Origin of the sequence: Paenirhodobacter sp. (genome assembly GCF_041916475.1) — a bacterium.
Taxonomy (GTDB): Bacteria; Pseudomonadota; Alphaproteobacteria; order Rhodobacterales; family Rhodobacteraceae; genus Rhodobacter.
Map to the genome: position 1 here is coordinate 60,411 of NZ_JAYRZN010000005.1, position 18,199 is coordinate 78,609.

Here is an 18,199-nt window from a genome sequence, read left to right on the forward strand (position 1 = left end):
GGCGCAATGTGTTTGCAACCGCGACAAACGGCAAGTCACGACTTGCTCAACTGTCGCGCCGGGCCTCCAGCCAGGCCCGCGCCGCCGTCGCATCCGCCTCCGCCAGGCCATGCCCGGCCGCAACCGTCACCGCCTCCACGCTGGCCCCACCCGCGCGCAGCGCCGCTTCCAGCTCCCCGGCCGCCGGGCCGACCAGCAGGTCGAGCCGGCCATTCACCATCAGCACAGAGCCCGCGGCCTGCGCTGGCGCATCGGCCAGAACCTCCTGCCCGCGCAGCAGGATCGCACGCTGCACCAGCCCCGGATGAAGCCGCAGCACGGCGCCGAGGAAGTTTGCCCCGTTGGAATCGCCCAGGAACACCGCCTGCGCCAGATCGAAGGCGTAGAGCTTCGCCAGATCCGGCAGGAAGGCCGCGAAGGCCGCAGCCTCGGCGCGGATGTCGCCCTGATCGAACTCGCGGTAACCGAAGCGGCGGAACCAGCGTGGCACGCCCTCCTCCGTCGCGCGCCCGCGCAGGCCGATCAGCCGGGCATGGGGCGCGATCCGGTGTGCGAGCGGCAAGAGGCTCGTCTCGCTGCCGCCCGATCCGTGCAGCGCGATCAGCACCGTGTCGTCGGGCGCATCGGGGGTGTAGAGCCGATGGGCGAACAGCAACTTGCGGCGCGGCCAGCGTTCGGCATCCGGCAGCGCGAATTGCGGCAGCATGACCTCCAGATCCTCGGAGGCACCGGGCGGCATGAACAGCGTCGTACCCAGCAAGGCTGGCGCCTCGTTCACCGCGAACCCGGGCGTATCCGAGGCGTATTCATACAAGATCCCCGCCGTATCGCGCACATAGAGCGAATAGAAATAGGTGCGGTCATGCATGTTGACCTCGCCCGGAAGCGTGGCTGCGGCGGCCTGCACCGCCGCCCGATCCGGCGCCCGCAGCGCCACATGATCGAAGGTGCCCGCGCCCGGAATGCCCGGCACATAGCCCGCAACCGCGCGCAGATCGATCACGTCGCTCTCCGAGACCATCCGCAGGATCGCGCCCGCGCGCGGGCCGGGGCGGTAGCCGAACCGCTCCAGCATCTGCTGCGAGGCGGCCTCGTCATCCGTGAGGAGGGTAACGGACCGGATCCGCGTCGGCGCATCGCCCCCGAGCGGCGCCGGGCTCGGCAGATCGGCCCCCACCAGCTTCACGATGATCCCATCCGGATCCTTCAGCCGCAGCACCGTCTCGCCCAGCTCCCGCATCGGCCCCTCGACCGGCACCCGCGCCGAGAGCGCCCGCGTGAGCCAGCTGCCGATGGAGGCGGGCGGCACCGCGAAGGCGATCTCCGACACCTGGCCGATACCGACCCGCCCCGAGGCCCCGCCCTCCCAGGCCAGAAAGCTCAGCACCGATCCGGGCGAGCCAGCGGCATCGCCATAAAAGAGGTGCAGCTGCTGTGCATCCTCGAAGCCCGCGGTGCGCTTCACCAGCCGCAGCCCGAGAAAGCCGATGTAGAAATCCACATTGGCCTGAATATCGGCGGTCAGCGCGGTGACGTGATGGATCCCCGTCGTCATCCGCGGGCTCCCGGTCCTGGCCGCGCCCCGGCGCGAGATCTGCTCATGAGAGGCCCTCCTGCCTTACCGCGGCTCGCCCTGCTGATCGGGCCGCACCAGCCCCAGCCGGATCGCGGCGCGGGCGGCATCGGCGCGGTTGCTGATGCTCAGCTTGCGGTAGATGTCCTTGATGTACTGGTTCACCGTATATTCGGAAATGCTCAGCGCATGGGCGATGTTGGTGGTGCGCGCACCCAGCCCCAGATGCGTCAGCACCTGCTCCTCGCGCGGAGACAGCCTGGCCGTGATCGGCGGCGCCTCGGGTTCCGCGCCGGCCTGAACCCGGCGCACGAACTCCAGCCGGTTCTGGATCGTGAGATGCAGAAGGTCCAGATCGACCGGCTTCGCCAGGTAATCATCGGCGCCCATGCCCAGCCCCTTCAGGCGCATGTCGCGGGTGTTCATTGCCGTGAGGAAGATGAAGGCCGTCGTCCGCGGCAGCAGGCCCTTCTCGCGCAGCGCCTGCAGCAGCTCGAAGCCGGTCTGGCCCGGGATCATTACGTCGCAAAGCACGATATCGGGCCGCTCGGCCCGCAGCAGCGCCTCGGCCTCGGCGCAATCGCGCGCGGGCAGCACAGTGTAGCCCTTGCCCGACAGCTCCTCGCACAGCTCCTCGAGCAGCGCCTCCTCGTCCTCGACGCATAGAATCGTCGCGGCCGGTGCCTCTCCCCGCATCACTCCCCTCCCGCTGCGGTCAATGTGACGGTGAAGGTCGATCCGCCCCCCTCCGCCGACACGAACCCGATTTGCCCATCGTGCAACGTGACGATATCGCGTGACAAGCTGAGACCGACCCCCATGCCCGGATGATGATGCGCATTGGCCGCGCGGAAGAAGCGCTCGAAGATCGCGCCCTGCGCCGCCGCGGGAATGCCGATGCCGCGGTCCTGCACGCTGCAGCGCACCGTATCGCCTTCGCGCCAGGTCCGCAGCACGATCGGCGCGGTGATGGGCGAATATTTCACCGCATTGCTGAGCAGGTTGACGATCACCTGCTCCAGCAGCACCGCGTCGCCCACCGTCATCAGCGGCTCCGAAGTGCATTCGGCCAGGATCGTGCGCTCGGCATGGGCATCGCGGACCTGCCGCAGCGCCAGATCCGCCACCGCGTTCAGATCCAGCAGCCCCCGCGTCAGCTCGCGCGCATCCATCGAGACGACGGTCATGATCCCGGCCACCAGCCGCTCCAGCCGCTCGGCCGATTCCAGGATCCGCCGGAACTTCTTCTCCAGTGTCGCAGGGTCCGCGGCCGGGCTGTCGCGCAGCTGCCGCTGCGCCACCATATGGATGATCGAGAGCGGCGTGCGGAACTGATGCGGCACGGTGATGATGAAGCTGCGGTACACTTCCTTCGCCCGCCGCTCCACCGCCAGCGCCTCCTGCAGCTCCTGCGTGCGCCGCGCGACCGTCTCCTCCAGAATCGCGCGGTGATGCTCCAGATCCTCGCGCGCGCGGATTGCCTGGCGCACGTTGCGCACCAGCAGCCCGGCGATGAAGACCCCCGATGCAAACGCCCCCAGCACCGAAAGCAGCAGGAGTTGCACCGTGCCGCGCTGCAGGTCGTGGCGCAGGCCGCGTTCGTTGCGGTCGGCCGTCACCGTATCGTTCGACAGCTTGCGCAACGCCCGGTCCAGCGCCTCCAGGCTCGCAATCGCCGGGTCGTCCCAATAGGCGAAATCCGGGGCTGCGATCCGCGCATCCACCTCCGTCGTCAGCCGCATCGCCTCATCGACGTCCATGCCGATACCGATCCGGTTGTAATAGGCGCGCTGCGGGTTGTCATAGAGCAGCGCCACCCGGCTGTGCAGGATGTCCATGCGCAGCTGCAAGGTCTCGGGCGGGTCGTGCCGGGCGATCGAGAGCAATACCCGCTGCGCTTCGCGGTTGGTCTGGGTGACGGCCCAGAGCATGTTCTCGCCCACGTTGAACCGGAACGCCCGGTCGATCTGCACCAGCTGATAGACCGCATAGGCGAACATCAGCACGAAGCAGGCGATCGGCAGCCCGGCCAGGATGAGCGCACGCGAACGGATCACGCGATCACGATTTCCGAAAGCTGCCAGACCCACCGCTGATCGTAGCGCTGATCCTGCAGCACAGGATCGGCATCGCGCGGATACACCAGCCAGAGCGGCCCCTTGTCGCGGCGGCTGATCGGGCTGCCGTTCTGACTGCGCGCGATGATACAGGGGAAGGACCAGGCATCCGCGGCCGGAACGGTGATCTCGTAATCGTTCAGCGCATGCAGCACGAGGGTGCGCGGCTTCAGATCTGCCTCGCTGCCGGCCAGCGCCAGAACGTCGCGCAGCGCCACGCCCCCGAAGGTCTGCGGCCCCTCCGTCCAGACGGTGCGGGTGCGCAGCTCCTGCTGCGGCAGCGCATCCATTGCCGCGGCATCCAGCACGATCCGGCGGCCATCCGGCGCGACCAGCGTCAGCAGCGCCGCCTCCTGCGCCCAGGCACCGAGGGGCAGGGCCATGGCCAGAGATCCGCACAGGACGCCCCGCCGCGAAGGACCAGATCCACGCATCATCCATTTTCTCCCGATGGGCTGCTGCTGAGCCAAAGCCTAGCGCCGATCGGAACGTTCAGGCAACACCGACCTGCGGCTGCGGATATGACTGTGGCGCGGATGCACAGGGCATCCGCGCCGGACGTACGGAAAAAAAATTGCCAAATGGCCAATAAACTCGTTACTCTCGTGGGTTCAGGAGACCGAAAACCACGGACAATGTCCGTGAACGGAGCTTCCCCCTCCCCTGTACCCAGCCAAAGAGTGCCGATTCTTGACCAAAAGGACCATTCCCGAAAACTAGGGAGGTCCCCGAAGGGAACCTCCCCGCCCGGGATGCCGGTCAGGCCACCAGCCGGTAGCCGCCCGATTCCGTGACAAGCAGCCGGGCATTGGCCGGATCGGGCTCGATCTTCTGGCGCAGCCGGTAGATATGGGTTTCCAGCGTATGGGTCGTGACCCCGGCATTGTAGCCCCAGACCTCGTGCAGCAGCACATCGCGCGCCACCACACCATCCGTCGCCCGGTACAGGAATTTCAGGATGTTGGTTTCCTTTTCGGTGAGGCGGATCTTGCGGTCCTTCGCGTCGATCAGCATCTTCATCGCCGGCTTGAACGTATACGGCCCGAGCTGGAACACCGCATCCTCGGATTGCTCATGGGTGCGCAGCTGCGCCCGCAGGCGCGCCAGCAGCACCGGGAATTTGAACGGCTTGGTGATATAGTCGTTGGCGCCGGAATCCAGCCCGAGGATCGTATCGGCATCGGTGTCGTGGCCGGTCAGCATCACGATCGGGCATTTCACGCCCTGCTTGCGCAGCTTCTTGCACAGCTCGCGCCCGTCGGTATCGGGCAGGCCGACATCGAGCACCACGATGTCATAGAGCGCGGCCTTCGCCTTCTCTACCGCCTCGGCGCCCGAGCCCGCCTCGAACACTTCGAAATCCTCGGTCGCGACCAGTTGCTCGGCCAGGGCCTCGCGCAGGTCATCGTCATCATCCACCAGCAGAATCTTCTTCAGTCCAGCCATGATCGTGGCCTCCGTTTCTTGCGTGATCCCAAGCTGGAACGCGATCACGGGCCCGGCAAGGCAGGTGAAATCTTTCTCACGCGGACGTGTCGGAAAGCGGCGGTATGTTTCAATTTGTTTCGGGCATCGCTATCTGTGAGCCATGAACCTGCTTGGCCCGACCCCTGTCGAACGACTCAACCGCGCCCGCGCCGACCTGCGCATGGGCTTGCCCGTGCTGCTTTCCGGACATCTGGCGGTGGCGGTGGAGACGCTCTCGCCCGAGCGGCTGGGCGCGCTGCGCGGGCTGGGGGCGCCGATGCTGGCGCTGACGTCCTGGCGGGCCGAGACGCTGAAGGCGCGGGTCTATGACAATGACCTGGCGCGGATCCGCGTGCCGGAGGACGCCGATCTCGCCTGGCTGCGGGCGCTGGCGGATCCGGCGGACGACCTGCGCGTACCGATGAAAGGGCCGCTCGCGAGCCTGCGCGAGGGCGATGCGGCCGTCGCGCGCGCGGCGATCGCGCTGGCGAAAACGGCGCATCTGCTGCCTGCGGCGGTGCTGGTGCCGCTCGCGGGGCCTGCGCCCGAGGGGCTGACCTGCCTCGATGCCGCCGAAGCCCTGCGCGAAATGTCGGCCGAGGCGGTGCTCGCGCCAGTGTCGGCGGCGCGGGTGCCGATGCGCGCGGCCGAACGCGGGCGGCTGCATATCTTCCGCCCCGATGATGGCGGCGAGGAGCATTACGCCGTGGAAATCGGCGCGCCCGATCGCAGCCAGCCGGTGCTCGCGCGGCTGCATTCGGCCTGTTTTACCGGCGATGTGCTCGGCAGCCTGAAATGCGATTGCGGGCCGCAGCTCGATGCCGCGCTGACCCAGATGGGGCATGAGGGCGCGGGCGTGCTGCTCTATCTCAATCAGGAGGGCCGCGGCATCGGGCTGGCCAACAAGATGCGGGCCTATTCGCTGCAGGATCAGGGCTTCGATACGGTGGAGGCCAATCACCGGCTGGGCTTCGAGGACGACGAGCGCGATTTCCGCATCGGCGCGGCGCTGCTGCGGCGGCTCGGGTTCGGCCACGTCCGGCTGCTGACGAACAACCCCGCCAAGGTGCGGATGCTGGAGACCCATGGCATCGAGGTGGTGGAGCGGGTGCCGCTGAAGGTGGGCCTGAGCCGCCACAATGCCGCCTACCTCGCGACGAAAGCCGCGAAATCCGGGCATATCCTGTGAAGGCGCGGCTGACGCCTGCGGGGCTTGTCATCGGCGGGCGGCGGATGCCGGTGCAGATCGGGCGCAGCGGGCTGCGCCGCGACAAGCGCGAGGGCGATGGCGCGACGCCGGTCGGGGCGCTGCGCATTGTGGGGCTGCTGTGGCGGGCGGACCGGCTGCCGCGCCCGGCGCCCTGGGCCCGCGCCATCGGCCCGCGCGATCTGTGGTGCGATGCCTCCGGCCATCCGGAGTACAACCATCCGGTCCGCGCGCCCTTCCCCGCCAGCCACGAGCGCATGCGCCGCGCCGACCCGCTTTATGATATCGTTCTGCTGACCGACTGGAATTTCCCGGATGCCAAACCCGGGCGCGGCTCCGCGATCTTCGTGCACCAGCGGCGGCGGCTCGGCTTCCCGACGGCGGGCTGTATTGCCCTGCGGCGGGCAGATCTAATCCGCGTGGCCCGGATGCTCCGCCCCGGCGATGTCATCGAGGTGCCAATGCTCGCGAGCCACCGCGGCGCCCGGCGGCGCGATGTCACCGTCTGATCAGGCCTTTGCCGGATAGCTGCGCGCGCCGAAAATGGCCGAGCCAACCCGCACATGGGTCGCGCCCTGTGCGATGGCCGTTTCGAAATCCGAGCTCATGCCCATCGACAGGCCGGTGAGCCCGTTCTGCGCGGCCATCTGCGCGAGCGCGGCGAAATGCGGCGCCGGATCGGCGCCTTCGGGCGGGATGCACATCAGCCCGGCCAGCGGCAGATCCATGCCGCGCATAGTGGCCACGAAGGCATCCACGTCCTCGGGCAGGACCCCCGCCTTCTGCGGCTCGCGGCCGGTGTTCACCTGCACGAACAGATCCGGGCTCGTGCCCCGCGCCTGCGCCAGCCGCGCGAGCTTCTCGGCCAGAGAGGGGCGATCGACCGAATGGATCGCGTCGAACAGCTCTACCGCCTGCTTCGCCTTGTTGGTCTGGAGCGGCCCGATCATATGCACGCGCACTTCCGGATAGGCGGCGCGCCAGGCCGGCCATTTGCCCGCAGCCTCCTGCACATAGTTCTCGCCAAACAGCCGGTGGCCTTCGCCCAGGACCGCCAGAACCCGCTCCGCGGGCTGCACCTTCGATACGGCGATCAGATGCACCGCGCCCGGCGCGCGCCCCGCCGCGGCTTCGGCCTGCCCGATCCGGGCGACGATTTCCTGCAACGCCATCCGCGCCTCCTGCCTGCTCCGGATTCACAAAGCCACGCCCCGGCCCAAAAGAAAAGAGCGGGCCGAAGCCCGCTCTCTCTGACTGAATTCCGAAGAAATCAGAATTTGAACTTCACACCGATTTCGCCGTAGCCTTCTTCGGCGTAGTCGCGGTGCACGCCGCCCAGCAGCGAGACGCCGCCGCCGAGGTCGTACGAGCCGCCGATACCGAAGGCGGTGTCGGTGGTGTAGTCAGCATCGAACACGTCGTCGTAGTCGCTGATTTGAGCGACATAGGCTTTGACTTCAACCGGGCCGGTCGCATAGGAGCCGTACAGGGTGATGGTCTTGCCGAGGTCGTAGCCGCCTTCTTCACCTTCGTCGATGTAGGTCAGGCCAGCCTTGAACATGTCGCTGAACGCATAGGCGCCGCCGACATACCAGATGTTGTTGTCCGAGACGCCAGCGCCATCCCAGGTCGCGCCGGTGGCCAGGGTGATCGGGCCCGAAGCATAGGACAGGACGAGCGAGGTTTCTTCGCTGACGCCAACATCAACGCCGCCGACCAGATTGTCCTTCGAGTACTGGTTCGGGTCGATGTACGACGCTTCGATGGTGAAATCGGAGATCGCGTACTTGCCGTAGATGCCCGAACGCGCGCCATCATAGGCCTTGGAGCCGTAAGCGAAGAACGACGAACGCGAGTCACCCCAAGACGTGTCGGTCAGGCCCAGTTCCGAACCGTAGAACACATCGGCGGTGTCTTCGTCGAGCGCGGTGGTCACGTTGCCGACTTGAACGGTCAGGCCTTCGTAGACGAAGTAGAACTGAGCGTTGTTCGCGCCAGCGCCTTCGTCGCCGTCGTCGTATTGGATACGGAACTTAGCACCGAATTCAACGCCGCTGTCCGACTGGGTCGAGGCGGTGATGTTCAGACGGAGACGCTGCTCGGTCCAAGTTTTCGACTCGTCGCCATCGTTGCCCGAGTAGGTGGCGAGGCCGAAGCGGCCGTAGCCCGACAGCGAGACGTCTGCAGCGGCGATGCCGGCCGACAGAGCCAGCGCGGTCGTCGCGAAGAGAACCTTTTTCATCGTTTTCCCTCATTTCGATAAGGTCGCCCCAACTCAGGGGAATCCGAATTGGGTATGGACGATATTTCGCGCCGCCCGCCCCGCATTGCAATCGAATCCCCCCGGGGGCATCCGATTGAGCCCAAGCGTGGTGCAGTCTTGCCACAGTCATTTCGCGGAGGGCTTCCGCCTCCGCGCCCGCCTCACGCGCGGGGAAAGTCCTTGTTCCTCAGCGGGGCATGGGCTAGAGACGGTGCGACGCAAAGACCTAGTCCCGAGGGCAGCTGCAATGACGATCCGATACACTCTGCGTGCCAGCGTCCTGGTTCTCGGGGCGCTCTCGCTGGCGGCATGTGGCAGCTCGGACAGCCCGGCGCCGGCGCATCGCGAATCCACCTTCGGCGACCTGTTCGGCAGCAACAACGACCCGAACATCACGCTCGGCGTGAACAAGTATATCTGGAATGCGGCGCTCGAAGTGCTCGATTTCCTGCCGGTGCAGACGGTCGATCCGTTCTCCGGCCTGATCGTGACCGGCTACGGCACGCCCCCCGGCGGCGGGCGCCCCTACCGCGCCACCATCCATGTGACCGACCCCGCCCTCGATGCGCGCAGCCTGAAGGTCGCACTCGAGAGCAATGGCGGCGCGGTCTCGCCCGAGACGGTGAAGGCGGTGGAGGATGCGATCCTGACCCGCGCCCGGCAGATGCGCATCGCCGATTCCAACCTGTGATGCGCGGGGGCGCTGGACCTCGCGCCCCCTGACGGTGTAGCAAGCCCCTCGCAGAATTCCGCCAGAGGGACGCCATGACGCCGTACCAACCCGCACAGACCGAACAGACGTGGCAAGCCGCCTGGGACCAGGCCGGTGTCTTCACCGCGAAGCACGATCCCTCGAAGCCGAAATATTATGTGCTGGAAATGTTCCCCTATCCGTCGGGGCGCATCCACATGGGCCATGTGCGCAACTATACGATGGGCGATGTGGTCGCGCGCTACAAGATGAGTTGCGGCTATTCGGTGCTGCATCCGATGGGCTGGGACGCGTTCGGGATGCCTGCGGAAAACGCAGCGATGGAGCGCGGCGGCCATCCGAAGGACTGGACCTACGGCAATATCGCCGACATGCGCGGGCAGATGAAGCCGCTGGGTCTCAGCATCGACTGGAGCCGCGAATTCGCCACCTGCGACCCCGAATATTACGGCCAGCAGCAGGCGATGTTCCTCGACATGCTGGAGGCGGGCCTCGTCTATCGCAAGAATGCGGTGGTGAACTGGGACCCGGTCGACATGACGGTTCTGGCGAACGAACAGGTGATCGACGGGCGCGGCTGGCGCTCCGGCGCGCTGGTGGAGCGCAAGGAGCTGACGCAGTGGTTCTTCCGGATTTCGGATTTCGCCGGTGAGCTGCTGGAGGCGCTCGACGGGCTGAAGGACTGGCCGGAGAAGGTGCGGCTGATGCAGGCGAACTGGATCGGCCAGTCGCGCGGGCTGCAATTCGCCTTCGGCACGGTGAATGCGCCCGAAGGCTTCGACCGGATCGAATGCTACACCACCCGCCCCGACACGCTGATGGGGGCGAGCTTCGTGGGCATTTCGCCCGATCACCCGATCGCCAGGGCGCTCGAGGCGCAGGACCCGGACATGGCGGCCTTCATCGCCGAATGCCGCAAGGGCGGCACCACCGAGGAGGCGATCGAGACCGCCGAGAAGCTCGGCCGCGACACCGGCATCCGCGTGCGCCACCCGCTGGACGAGGCCTGGGAGCTGCCGGTCTATGTCGCGAATTTCATCCTGATGGATTACGGCACCGGCGCCATTTTCGGCTGCCCGGCGCATGACGCGCGCGACCATGAATTCGCCACCAAATACGAACTGCCAATCAATCGCGTCTTCGTGCCGCTCGCGGGCGATGCCGCGCCGGGCGCGGAGTTCGTGCCGCTGAAATCCGAGAAGGTCTGCTACATTCGCGGCTTCGCCGGCGCCGAGGAGCAGACCGGCGAGGAAGCCATCGCCGCCGCCATCGCGTTTTGTGAAGCCAATGGCATCGGCCGTGGCGTGACGAATTACCGCCTGCGCGACTGGGGCCTGAGCCGCCAGCGCTACTGGGGCTGCCCGATCCCGGTGGTGCATTGCGCGGCCTGCGGCGTGGTGCCGGAGAAGAAGGCGAACCTGCCGGTGCGCCTGCCCGATGACGTGACCTTCGACAAGCCCGGCAACCCGCTCGACCGCCACCCGAGCTGGCGCAACACCACCTGCCCCTGCTGCGGGGCGGCGGCGCTGCGTGAAACCGATACGATGGATACCTTCGTCGATTCGTCGTGGTATTATGCGCGCTTCACCAGCCCGCATGCGGCCACGCCCACCGTCGCCGGGGAAACCGATTACTGGATGAACGTCGATCAGTATATCGGCGGCATCGAGCATGCGATCCTGCACCTGCTCTATTCGCGCTTCTTCGCCCGCGCGATGCACAAGACCGGCCACCTGCCCGCGAAGGCGATCGAGCCGTTCAATGCGCTCTTCACCCAGGGCATGGTCACGCATGAGATCTACATGACCCGGGATGCGAATGGCCGCCCGGTCTATCACCTGCCCGAGGACGTGACCGACGGCAAGCTGGCCGATGGCACCGCAGTGGAAGTGATCCCCTCGGCCAAGATGTCGAAATCGAAGAAGAACGTCGTCGATCCGATGAATATCATCGCCTCGTTCGGGGCCGATACGGCGCGGTTCTTCGTGATGTCGGACAGCCCGCCCGAGCGCGATATCGAATGGACCGCGGCCGGGGCCGAAGCCACGGCGAAGTTCCTCGCCCGGGTCTGGCGGATCGCCTCGGAGATCGCCGAAGGCGCTGAGGGCGATGCGGGCCAGGATCTGGCGCTGCTGAAGGCCGCGCACAAGGCGGTGGACGATGTCACCCGCTCGATCGACAGCTTCGCCTTCAACAAGGCGGTGGCGGCGATCTATGGCCTGGCCAATACGCTCGCGCGCACGCAGGCCTCGAATGCCGCGCGGCGCGAGGCGATGAAGCTGATGGCGCAGCTGATGGGGCCAATGGTGCCGCACCTGGCCGAGGATGTCTGGCGGCTGCTGGGCGGCGAAGGCTTCGTCGTGCGCGCGCCCTGGCCGAAGGCGGATCCGGCGCTGCTGGCCGAGGATTCGGTGATCCTGCCCATCCAGATCAACGGCAAGAAGCGGTCCGAGGTAACGGTTCCGAAAGATATGCCTGCCACAGAGGTTGAAAAGCTGGTGCTGGCGGATGAGACTGTGGTCAAGGTGCTGGCGGGAGGCCAGCCGAAAAAACTCATCGTCGTGCCGGGGCGTATCGTCAATGTGGTCATCTGACCGGAGAACCTTGCTGCGTCTCGTCGCGCTGGCCGCGCTGGCGGGATGCGGCTTCACCCCGGCCTATGCGCCTTCGGGCGGGGCGGCGAAGCTGCTGGGCGGGGTGCAGACCGACGACCCGAAAACGCGGGACGATTTCGCGCTGACGCGGCGGCTGAGCGAGCGCTTCGGCCCGGTCGAAAGCGCACGCTACCGGCTCTCCTACAAGGTGACGACGCGGGCCATCGGCCAGGCGATCACGCCCGAGAACGCCACCACCCGCTACTCGCTCTCGGGCAACGTGGATTATACGCTCCATGATATCGCAACGGATGCGGTGCTGCTGACGGGGCGGGCTGCCTCCTTCACCTCGTGGTCGGCCTCGGGCACGGTCGTGGCCTCCAATGCCGCCGAGGAGGATGCGCATCGCCGGCTCATGGTCATCCTCGCCGATCAGATCGTGACCAAACTGACCGCCCAAGCGGGTTCCCTGCCGCAATGAAGCTCGCAGGCGTCGCCGCCAGCCGCTATTTCGCGCGGCCAGATCCGGACCGCGCCGGCCTGCTGATCTTCGGCGCCGATGCGATGCGGGTGGCGCTCCGGCGCCAGGAGGTGATCGCGGCGCTGATCGGGCCCGAGGGCGAGGCGGAGATGCGCCTGACCCGGATGCCAGGATCCGATCTGCGCAAGGATCCGGCGCAGCTCGGCGATGCGGTGAAGGCCGTGGGCTTTTTCCCGGGGCCGCGCGTGGCCTTCGTGGAGGAGGCGACGGATACCGCCGCCCCCGCCGTGACCGCCGCGCTGAAGGACTGGCGCCCGGGCGATGCGCAGGTCGTGGTCACGGCCGGATCGCTGACCGCGAAATCCGCGCTGCGCAAGCTGTTCGAGGCGCATCCCAACGCCTATGCGATCGGCATCTATGATGACCCGCCCAGCCGCGAGGAGATCGAGGAGATCCTGCAGCGCGCCGGGCTGCGCGCAATCGACCCGGCGGCGATGACCGACCTGCTCGCGCTGGCGCGCAGCCTGGATCCGGGCGATTTCCGCCAGACGGTGGAGAAGATCGCGCTCTACAAATGGGGCGATGGCACGCCGTTGCGCTCGGCCGAGGTGGCGGCGAATGCGCCCGTCACGATCGAGGCCGATCTGGACGATGTGCTCAATATCGTGGCCGAGGGCAAGGCGCAGGAGCTGGGTCCGATGATGCGCAGGATCGAGGGCCAGGGCGTGCAGCCGGTGGCGCTGGCGATCTCGGCGCTGCGGCATTTCCGGTCGCTGCATGTGGCGGCGTCGGATCCGGGTGGGGCGGGGGCGGGCATGGCGCGGCTGCGCCCGCCGGTTTTTGGCCCGCGGCGCGACCGGATGCAGGCGCAGGCCGCGAAATGGGGCATGTTCCGGCTGGAAGATGCGCTGAAGGTGCTGGTGGAGACCGACCTCACGCTGCGCTCGGCCTCGAAAGCGCCGCAGATGGCGGTGATGGAACGGGCGCTGATGCGCCTCGCAATGATGGCAAGGCACGGATGACGGATCGCGACACGCTGGCAATGGTGATCGGGGCAGGCCCCGCCGGGCTGATGGCGGCCGAAGAATTGGCCCGCGCCGGGCACCGGGTCGTGATCGCCGAAGCGAAGCCGACGGCCGCGCGCAAATTCCTGATGGCGGGAAAATCCGGCCTGAATCTGACCCGCGACGAGGACCCGGCCGCCTTCCTTGCCGCCTATCGCGGCGAACGCATCGCCGGGATCGTCTCCGAATTCGGCCCGGCGGAGGTGATGGCCTTCGCCCGCGGCTTGGGCGTGGAACTGTTCACCGGCTCCACTGGCCGCGTGTTTCCGGTCGGCATGAAGGCCTCGCCGATGCTGCGCGCCTGGCTGCGGCGGCTCGCGGAGCTGGGGGTGGAGCTGCGCACCAGTTGGCGCTGGATCGGCTACTCGGGCGAGTCGCTGGTGTTCGAGACCCCGAATGGCCGCTCCGAGGGCCGCCCCGATGTGACCGTGCTGGCGCTTGGCGGGGCGAGCTGGCCGCGCCTCGGCTCAAATGCGGCCTGGGTGCCCTGGCTGCGCGCGAAAGGGGTCGAAATCACGCCCTTCCAGCCCGCCAACATGGGCTTCCGCATGAGCTGGTCGAGCCATATGGCCGAGCATTTCGGCGCCCCGGTGAAGGGCGCGGCGCTGCTCACGCCGGAGGCCGCCTCGCGCGGGGAATTCGTGATCTCGGGCTCGGGCATCGAGGGGGGCGGCGTCTATGCCATTGCCGCCGATGTGCGCGATGGCAGCCCGCTGACGCTCGACCTCGCCCCCGACCTGCGGGTGGACGAGATCGCGCGCAGGCTCTCGCGCACCTCCCCGCGCGACAGTCTGGGCAACCGGCTGCGCAAGGCGTTGCGCCTCGATGCGGCGAAGGTCGCGCTGCTGAACGAACTCGGGCGCCCGCTGCCGACGGATTCGCTCGCGCTCGCGCGGCGGCTGAAGGCGCTGAGCGTGCCCCATGGCGGGCCGCGGCCGCTGGCGGAGGCGATCTCTTCGGCAGGGGGCATCACGGCCGCCGCTGTGACGGAGGATCTGGAGCTGACAGCCCTCCCCGGCACCTTCGTCGCCGGGGAGATGCTGGACTGGGAAGCGCCCACGGGCGGCTACCTGCTCACCGGATGCCTTGCCACCGGCCGCCACGCCGGGCGGGCGGCGGCGCGGCGGCTGGGCTGAGCGCTCAGCCCCGCTTCAGCCCCAGCTGCGCTCCAGCACCGCGAGCCAGTTCTTCCAGGCGATCTTCTGCACCAGCTCGTCGCCGAAGCCATGCGCGCGCAGCGCATCGATCAGCCGCGGCAGCCCCGCCACATCGCCCAGATCCGCCGGCATTTCGGCGCCGTCGAAATCCGAGCCGAGCCCGACGCGGTCTTCGCCCAGGCGTCCGATCAGATGGTCGAGGTGGCGCAGCACCGGATCCCAGCCTTGGAAGGCCGCGCCGATTCCATCGGGCCGCAGGAAGCCCACCGCATAGTTCAGCCCGACCATGCCGTCGCGCTCGCGGATCAGGTCCAGCTGCCGGTCGGTCAGGTTGCGCGACGAGGGCGTCACCGCATGGGCGTTGGAATGGGTCGCCACCAGCGGCGCGTCCGAAAGCGCCGCGACATCGTCGAAGCCCTTCTCGTTCAGATGGCTCAGATCGACCATGATCTTCAGCCGGTTGCACTCCCGGATCAGATCCTTGCCCGCGGGCGTGAGGCCCTCGCCGGTATCGGGGGCGGAGGGGAAGGCGAAGGGCACGCCATGGCCGAAGGCCGTCGGGCGCGACCAAAGCGGCCCGAGCGAGCGCAGCCCCATCGCATGCCACAGATGCAGCGCGTCCAGATCCGGCCCAATCGCCTCCGCGCCCTCCATATGCAGGATCGCGGCGATACGCCCCGCGGCCATCGCGGCCCGAATATCGGCGACGGAGCGGCAGATGCTCAGCGCCCCGGTGCGCTCCATCCAGAACAGATGCCCGGCTTCGGCCATCGCCACCTGCAGCGCCTCGGCCTGCGGCACCGGCTCGGGCAGCGGCATGGCGAAGGGCGGATTGCGCATCATCACCTCGAGATCCGCGAGATTCGCCGGGCCCGGCGAGGGCACCCAGATCGCAAAGAACCCGCCCGCAAAGCCGCCCGCGCGCATCCGCGGCAGGTCCATCTGGCCTTCCTGCGTGCCCTGAAGCCAGAGCTGCTCGCGCCGCTCGGGCGCCTTCAGAAGGCGCAGAAGAAAATCGTTGTGTCCGTCGAAGACGGGAACCGGCGTGCTCATCGGATGCCTCTCGCGCGTTGCCCGGGGCCGACAGGACCACTTCGGCCCGGCGGGTGCAAGTCACGGGATTGTGCCCGGCACAAAGCCGTGATTGACGCAGGCCCCCGCGCTGTGGCGAATTGATCGCCTGCGCCGAAGGAGACCCCATGTCCACCACCCGCCTGTTCACCCCGATCCTGATCGGTGGCTGCATCATCTTGCTGCTGAACTTCGCGATCCGCGCCTCTTTCGGGGTGTTCCAAATCCCGATCGCGCAGGAATTCGGCTGGCCGCGCGCGGAATTCAGCCTCGCGATCGCGATCCAGAACCTGGCCTGGGGGATCGGCCAGCCGATTTTCGGCGCCCTTGCGGAGCGCTTCGGCGACCGCCGCGCCATCATCCTCGGCGCCCTGCTCTATGCGGCGGGGCTGGTCCTTTCGGCGCTGGCGGTGCAGCCTTGGCAGCACGACCTGCTGGAGGTTCTGGTGGGCTTCGGCATCGCGGGCACCGGCTTTGGCGTGGTGCTGGCGGTGATCGGGCGCGCGGCTTCGGATGAAAACCGCTCGCTCGCGCTCGGCATCGCCACCGCGGCCGGATCGGCCGGCCAGGTCTTCGGCGCCCCCGTGGCGGAGCTTCTGCTCGGGCAGTTCCCGTGGCAGGGCGTGTTCGTGATCTTCGCGGGTGTCATCCTGGCGAGCCTGCTGGCACTGCCGCTCCTGCGCGGCACCGGCCATGTGAGCCGCGCCGAGCTGGCCGAGAGCATGGGCACCGTGCTGGCCCGCGCCTTCCGCGACCCTTCCTATACCTTCATCTTCCTCGGCTTCTTCTCCTGCGGCTATCAGCTGGGCTTCATCACCGCGCATTTCCCGGCCATGGTGACGGAGATGTGCGGCGCGATCGACCCTTCGGGCATGCTCGCGGAGCTTGGCATCCGCACCCAATCGGCTCTGGGCGCGGCGGCGATTTCGGTGATCGGGCTCGCCAATATCGCGGGCTCTATCCTGTCGGGCTGGGCCGGCAAGCGCTGGACGAAGAAATACCTGCTCGCTGGCATCTATGTGCTGCGTACCATCGCCGCGGCGGCCTTCATCCTGCTGCCGATGACGCCTGCGAGCGTGCTGATCTTCTCGCTGGTGATGGGCGCGCTCTGGCTCGCGACGGTGCCGCTCACCTCGGGCCTCGTGGCCTATATCTATGGGCTGCGCTACATGGGCACGCTTTATGGCTTCGTGTTCCTCAGCCATCAGATCGGCGCCTTCCTCGGCGTCTGGCTCGGCGGGCGGCTCTATGACCTTTACGGCAATTATACCGCCGTGTGGTGGGTGGGCGTGGCTGTCGGCGCCTTCTCGGCGATCATTCACCTGCCGGTGCGCGAGCGCCCCGCCGGGTCGGGGCTGAGCGCGGCGAGCCCTGCCCGGTAATCCGGGTAGCGCAGCCGCACGTCCAGCTCCTGCTTGATCCGGTCGTTGCGCACGCGGCGGTTCGCGGCATAGAAGCTGCGCGCCATCGGGCTCATCTCGGCCTCCTCAAAGGCCACTTCGGGCGGCGGCGGCAGGCCGAGCAGGGCCGCCGCATGGGCCAGCACGTCCTCGGGCGGCGCCGGTTCATCGTCGCACACATTATAGATCCGGCCCGGATCCGGCCGCGCGATCGAGGCGGCCAGCACCTGCGCAATATCCTCCACATGGATGCGCGAGAACACCTGCCCGGGCTTGATGATCCGCCGCGCCTGCCCCGAGAGCACCTTCTCGAATGGCCCCCGCCCGGGGCCATAGATGCCCGCGAGCCGGAACACCTGCGCACCAAGCCGCAGCCATTCCTGCTCCGCCGCCGCGCGCTCCGCGCCGCGCCGGGTCCCCGGATCGGGCGGGGTGTCCTCATCGACCCAGGCGCCGCCGGTATCGCCATAGACCCCCACGGTGGAGAGATAGCCGATCCAGCCCCACGGCCGCGCGGCGATCCTCGGCCCCAAAGCCCGCAGCAGCGGATCCCCCTCCGCATCGGGCGCGACCGAGGAGAGCAGATGCGTCGCCTGCTCCACGGGCAGATCCGCGCCCGGCCAAAGGAGCGGCTCCACCCCGGTTTCGGCAAGTGCGGCGGCCTTCGAGGCCGAGCGGGTCGTGGCGATGATGCGCCAGCCCTGCGGCAAAAGCACCCGCGCCAGCGCCTGCGCCGAATAGCCATGGCCGACCGAGAGCAGGATCATCGGTCGATATGCCCAAGGTCGCGGCCCGGTTCGATCAGGTCGCGGATGCGTTTCTTGATCTCCTTCGGCTCCGGGAAGCCGCCGTCGCGCTTGCGCTCCCACAGCAGCGCCTCGCCCAGCCGGATCTCGTAGATGCCGCCATGGCCCGGGATCAGCGCGACCTCCCCCAGATCCTCGGTGAAGGTCTGCAGCAGCTCCTGCGCCATCCATCCGGCGCGCAGGAGCCAGTTGCATCCGGTGCAATAGCTGATCGTGATGCGGGGTTTGGCGGCGTTTTCCATGGCGCCACGATAACGCCCCCCGGGCTTCATCACAACGTCACTTGC

Annotated in this window: 18 protein-coding genes; 8 read left to right on the forward strand and 10 right to left on the reverse strand. The window is 67.8% G+C overall.

What is annotated here, in order from left to right; genetic code table 11:
* Window positions 1–46 precede the first annotated feature (46 nt).
* From ACOMG5_RS03375 to ACOMG5_RS03395, 5 genes are all read right to left on the reverse strand, one after another.
* Entirely contained in the window at window positions 47–1,555 is a 1,509-nt protein-coding gene (locus tag ACOMG5_RS03375) for a VOC family protein (RefSeq protein ID WP_420342373.1), read from the reverse strand.
* A gap of 63 nt (window positions 1,556–1,618) precedes the next feature.
* A complete protein-coding gene (locus ACOMG5_RS03380) occupies window positions 1,619–2,269 on the reverse strand; it encodes a response regulator transcription factor (RefSeq protein WP_420342374.1) in 651 nt (216 codons plus the stop codon).
* Window positions 2,269–3,630, reverse strand: coding sequence for a sensor histidine kinase (locus ACOMG5_RS03385; RefSeq protein ID WP_420342375.1), 1,362 nt, complete (start codon window positions 3,628–3,630; stop codon window positions 2,269–2,271). The genes ACOMG5_RS03380 and ACOMG5_RS03385 overlap by 1 nt, the downstream gene beginning before the upstream one ends.
* The gene (locus ACOMG5_RS03390; protein WP_420342376.1) at window positions 3,627–4,073 is read right to left on the reverse strand and encodes a molybdopterin-dependent oxidoreductase; all 447 of its coding nucleotides are present in this window, start codon (window positions 4,071–4,073) and stop codon (window positions 3,627–3,629) included. Before ACOMG5_RS03390 ends, ACOMG5_RS03385 begins: the two co-directional genes overlap by 4 nt.
* A 376-nt stretch (window positions 4,074–4,449) precedes the next feature.
* Window positions 4,450–5,136, reverse strand: a complete 687-nt coding sequence (locus ACOMG5_RS03395; RefSeq protein ID WP_420342377.1) for a response regulator transcription factor — start codon at window positions 5,134–5,136, stop codon at window positions 4,450–4,452.
* A 142-nt stretch (window positions 5,137–5,278) separates the two neighbouring features.
* Between ACOMG5_RS03395 and ribA the strand changes: the two genes are divergently transcribed.
* Window positions 5,279–6,346 (forward strand): GTP cyclohydrolase II, encoded by a 1,068-nt coding sequence (gene ribA / locus ACOMG5_RS03400; protein ID WP_420342378.1) that lies wholly within the window; start codon window positions 5,279–5,281, stop codon window positions 6,344–6,346.
* Window positions 6,343–6,873 (forward strand): L,D-transpeptidase family protein, encoded by a 531-nt coding sequence (locus ACOMG5_RS03405; protein WP_420342379.1) that lies wholly within the window; start codon window positions 6,343–6,345, stop codon window positions 6,871–6,873. The genes ribA and ACOMG5_RS03405 overlap by 4 nt, the downstream gene beginning before the upstream one ends.
* Here the strand turns inward: ACOMG5_RS03405 and ACOMG5_RS03410 are convergent, their stop codons facing one another.
* Complete coding sequence (locus ACOMG5_RS03410) at window positions 6,874–7,536, reverse strand: YggS family pyridoxal phosphate-dependent enzyme (protein WP_420342380.1); 663 nt, start codon at window positions 7,534–7,536, stop codon at window positions 6,874–6,876.
* A gap of 98 nt (window positions 7,537–7,634) precedes the next feature.
* On the reverse strand, window positions 7,635–8,606 hold the full coding sequence (locus ACOMG5_RS03415) for a porin (RefSeq protein WP_420342381.1): 972 nt from the start codon (window positions 8,604–8,606) through the stop codon (window positions 7,635–7,637).
* 268 nt (window positions 8,607–8,874) lie between these two features.
* Between ACOMG5_RS03415 and ACOMG5_RS03420 the strand changes: the two genes are divergently transcribed.
* The 5 genes from ACOMG5_RS03420 (at window position 8,875) to ACOMG5_RS03440 (ending at window position 14,614) form a co-directional block, all read left to right on the forward strand.
* Window positions 8,875–9,318 (forward strand): DUF3576 domain-containing protein, encoded by a 444-nt coding sequence (locus ACOMG5_RS03420; protein ID WP_420342382.1) that lies wholly within the window; start codon window positions 8,875–8,877, stop codon window positions 9,316–9,318.
* A 74-nt stretch (window positions 9,319–9,392) separates the two neighbouring features.
* The gene (gene leuS / locus ACOMG5_RS03425; protein WP_420342383.1) at window positions 9,393–11,933 is read left to right on the forward strand and encodes a leucine--tRNA ligase; all 2,541 of its coding nucleotides are present in this window, start codon (window positions 9,393–9,395) and stop codon (window positions 11,931–11,933) included.
* A gap of 10 nt (window positions 11,934–11,943) precedes the next feature.
* Complete coding sequence (gene lptE / locus ACOMG5_RS03430; RefSeq protein WP_420342384.1) at window positions 11,944–12,414, forward strand: LPS assembly lipoprotein LptE; 471 nt, start codon at window positions 11,944–11,946, stop codon at window positions 12,412–12,414.
* Window positions 12,411–13,436, forward strand: a complete 1,026-nt coding sequence (gene holA / locus ACOMG5_RS03435; protein ID WP_420342385.1) for a DNA polymerase III subunit delta — start codon at window positions 12,411–12,413, stop codon at window positions 13,434–13,436. The genes lptE and holA overlap by 4 nt, the downstream gene beginning before the upstream one ends.
* Window positions 13,433–14,614 (forward strand): TIGR03862 family flavoprotein, encoded by a 1,182-nt coding sequence (locus ACOMG5_RS03440; RefSeq protein WP_420342386.1) that lies wholly within the window; start codon window positions 13,433–13,435, stop codon window positions 14,612–14,614. Before holA ends, ACOMG5_RS03440 begins: the two co-directional genes overlap by 4 nt.
* A 15-nt stretch (window positions 14,615–14,629) precedes the next feature.
* On the opposite strand, the gene ACOMG5_RS03445 is transcribed toward ACOMG5_RS03440, so the two are convergent.
* Window positions 14,630–15,688: a dipeptidase gene (locus ACOMG5_RS03445; protein WP_420342387.1), complete on the reverse strand. Its 1,059-nt coding sequence runs from the start codon at window positions 15,686–15,688 to the stop codon at window positions 14,630–14,632.
* 146 nt (window positions 15,689–15,834) lie between these two features.
* Here ACOMG5_RS03445 and ACOMG5_RS03450 point away from each other — a divergent pair, with 146 nt between their 5' ends.
* Window positions 15,835–17,088, forward strand: a complete 1,254-nt coding sequence (locus tag ACOMG5_RS03450; RefSeq protein WP_420342388.1) for an MFS transporter — start codon at window positions 15,835–15,837, stop codon at window positions 17,086–17,088.
* Here ACOMG5_RS03450 and ACOMG5_RS03455 read toward each other — a convergent pair.
* Both ACOMG5_RS03455 and ACOMG5_RS03460 read right to left on the reverse strand, forming a co-directional pair.
* A complete protein-coding gene (locus tag ACOMG5_RS03455; protein ID WP_420342389.1) occupies window positions 17,025–17,873 on the reverse strand; it encodes an SDR family oxidoreductase in 849 nt (282 codons plus the stop codon). The two genes, ACOMG5_RS03450 and ACOMG5_RS03455, sit on opposite strands and share 64 nt — an antisense overlap.
* Window positions 17,870–18,154, reverse strand: a complete 285-nt coding sequence (locus ACOMG5_RS03460; RefSeq protein ID WP_420342390.1) for a SelT/SelW/SelH family protein — start codon at window positions 18,152–18,154, stop codon at window positions 17,870–17,872. The genes ACOMG5_RS03455 and ACOMG5_RS03460 overlap by 4 nt, the downstream gene beginning before the upstream one ends.
* Between the last annotated feature and the right edge of the window lie 45 nt (window positions 18,155–18,199).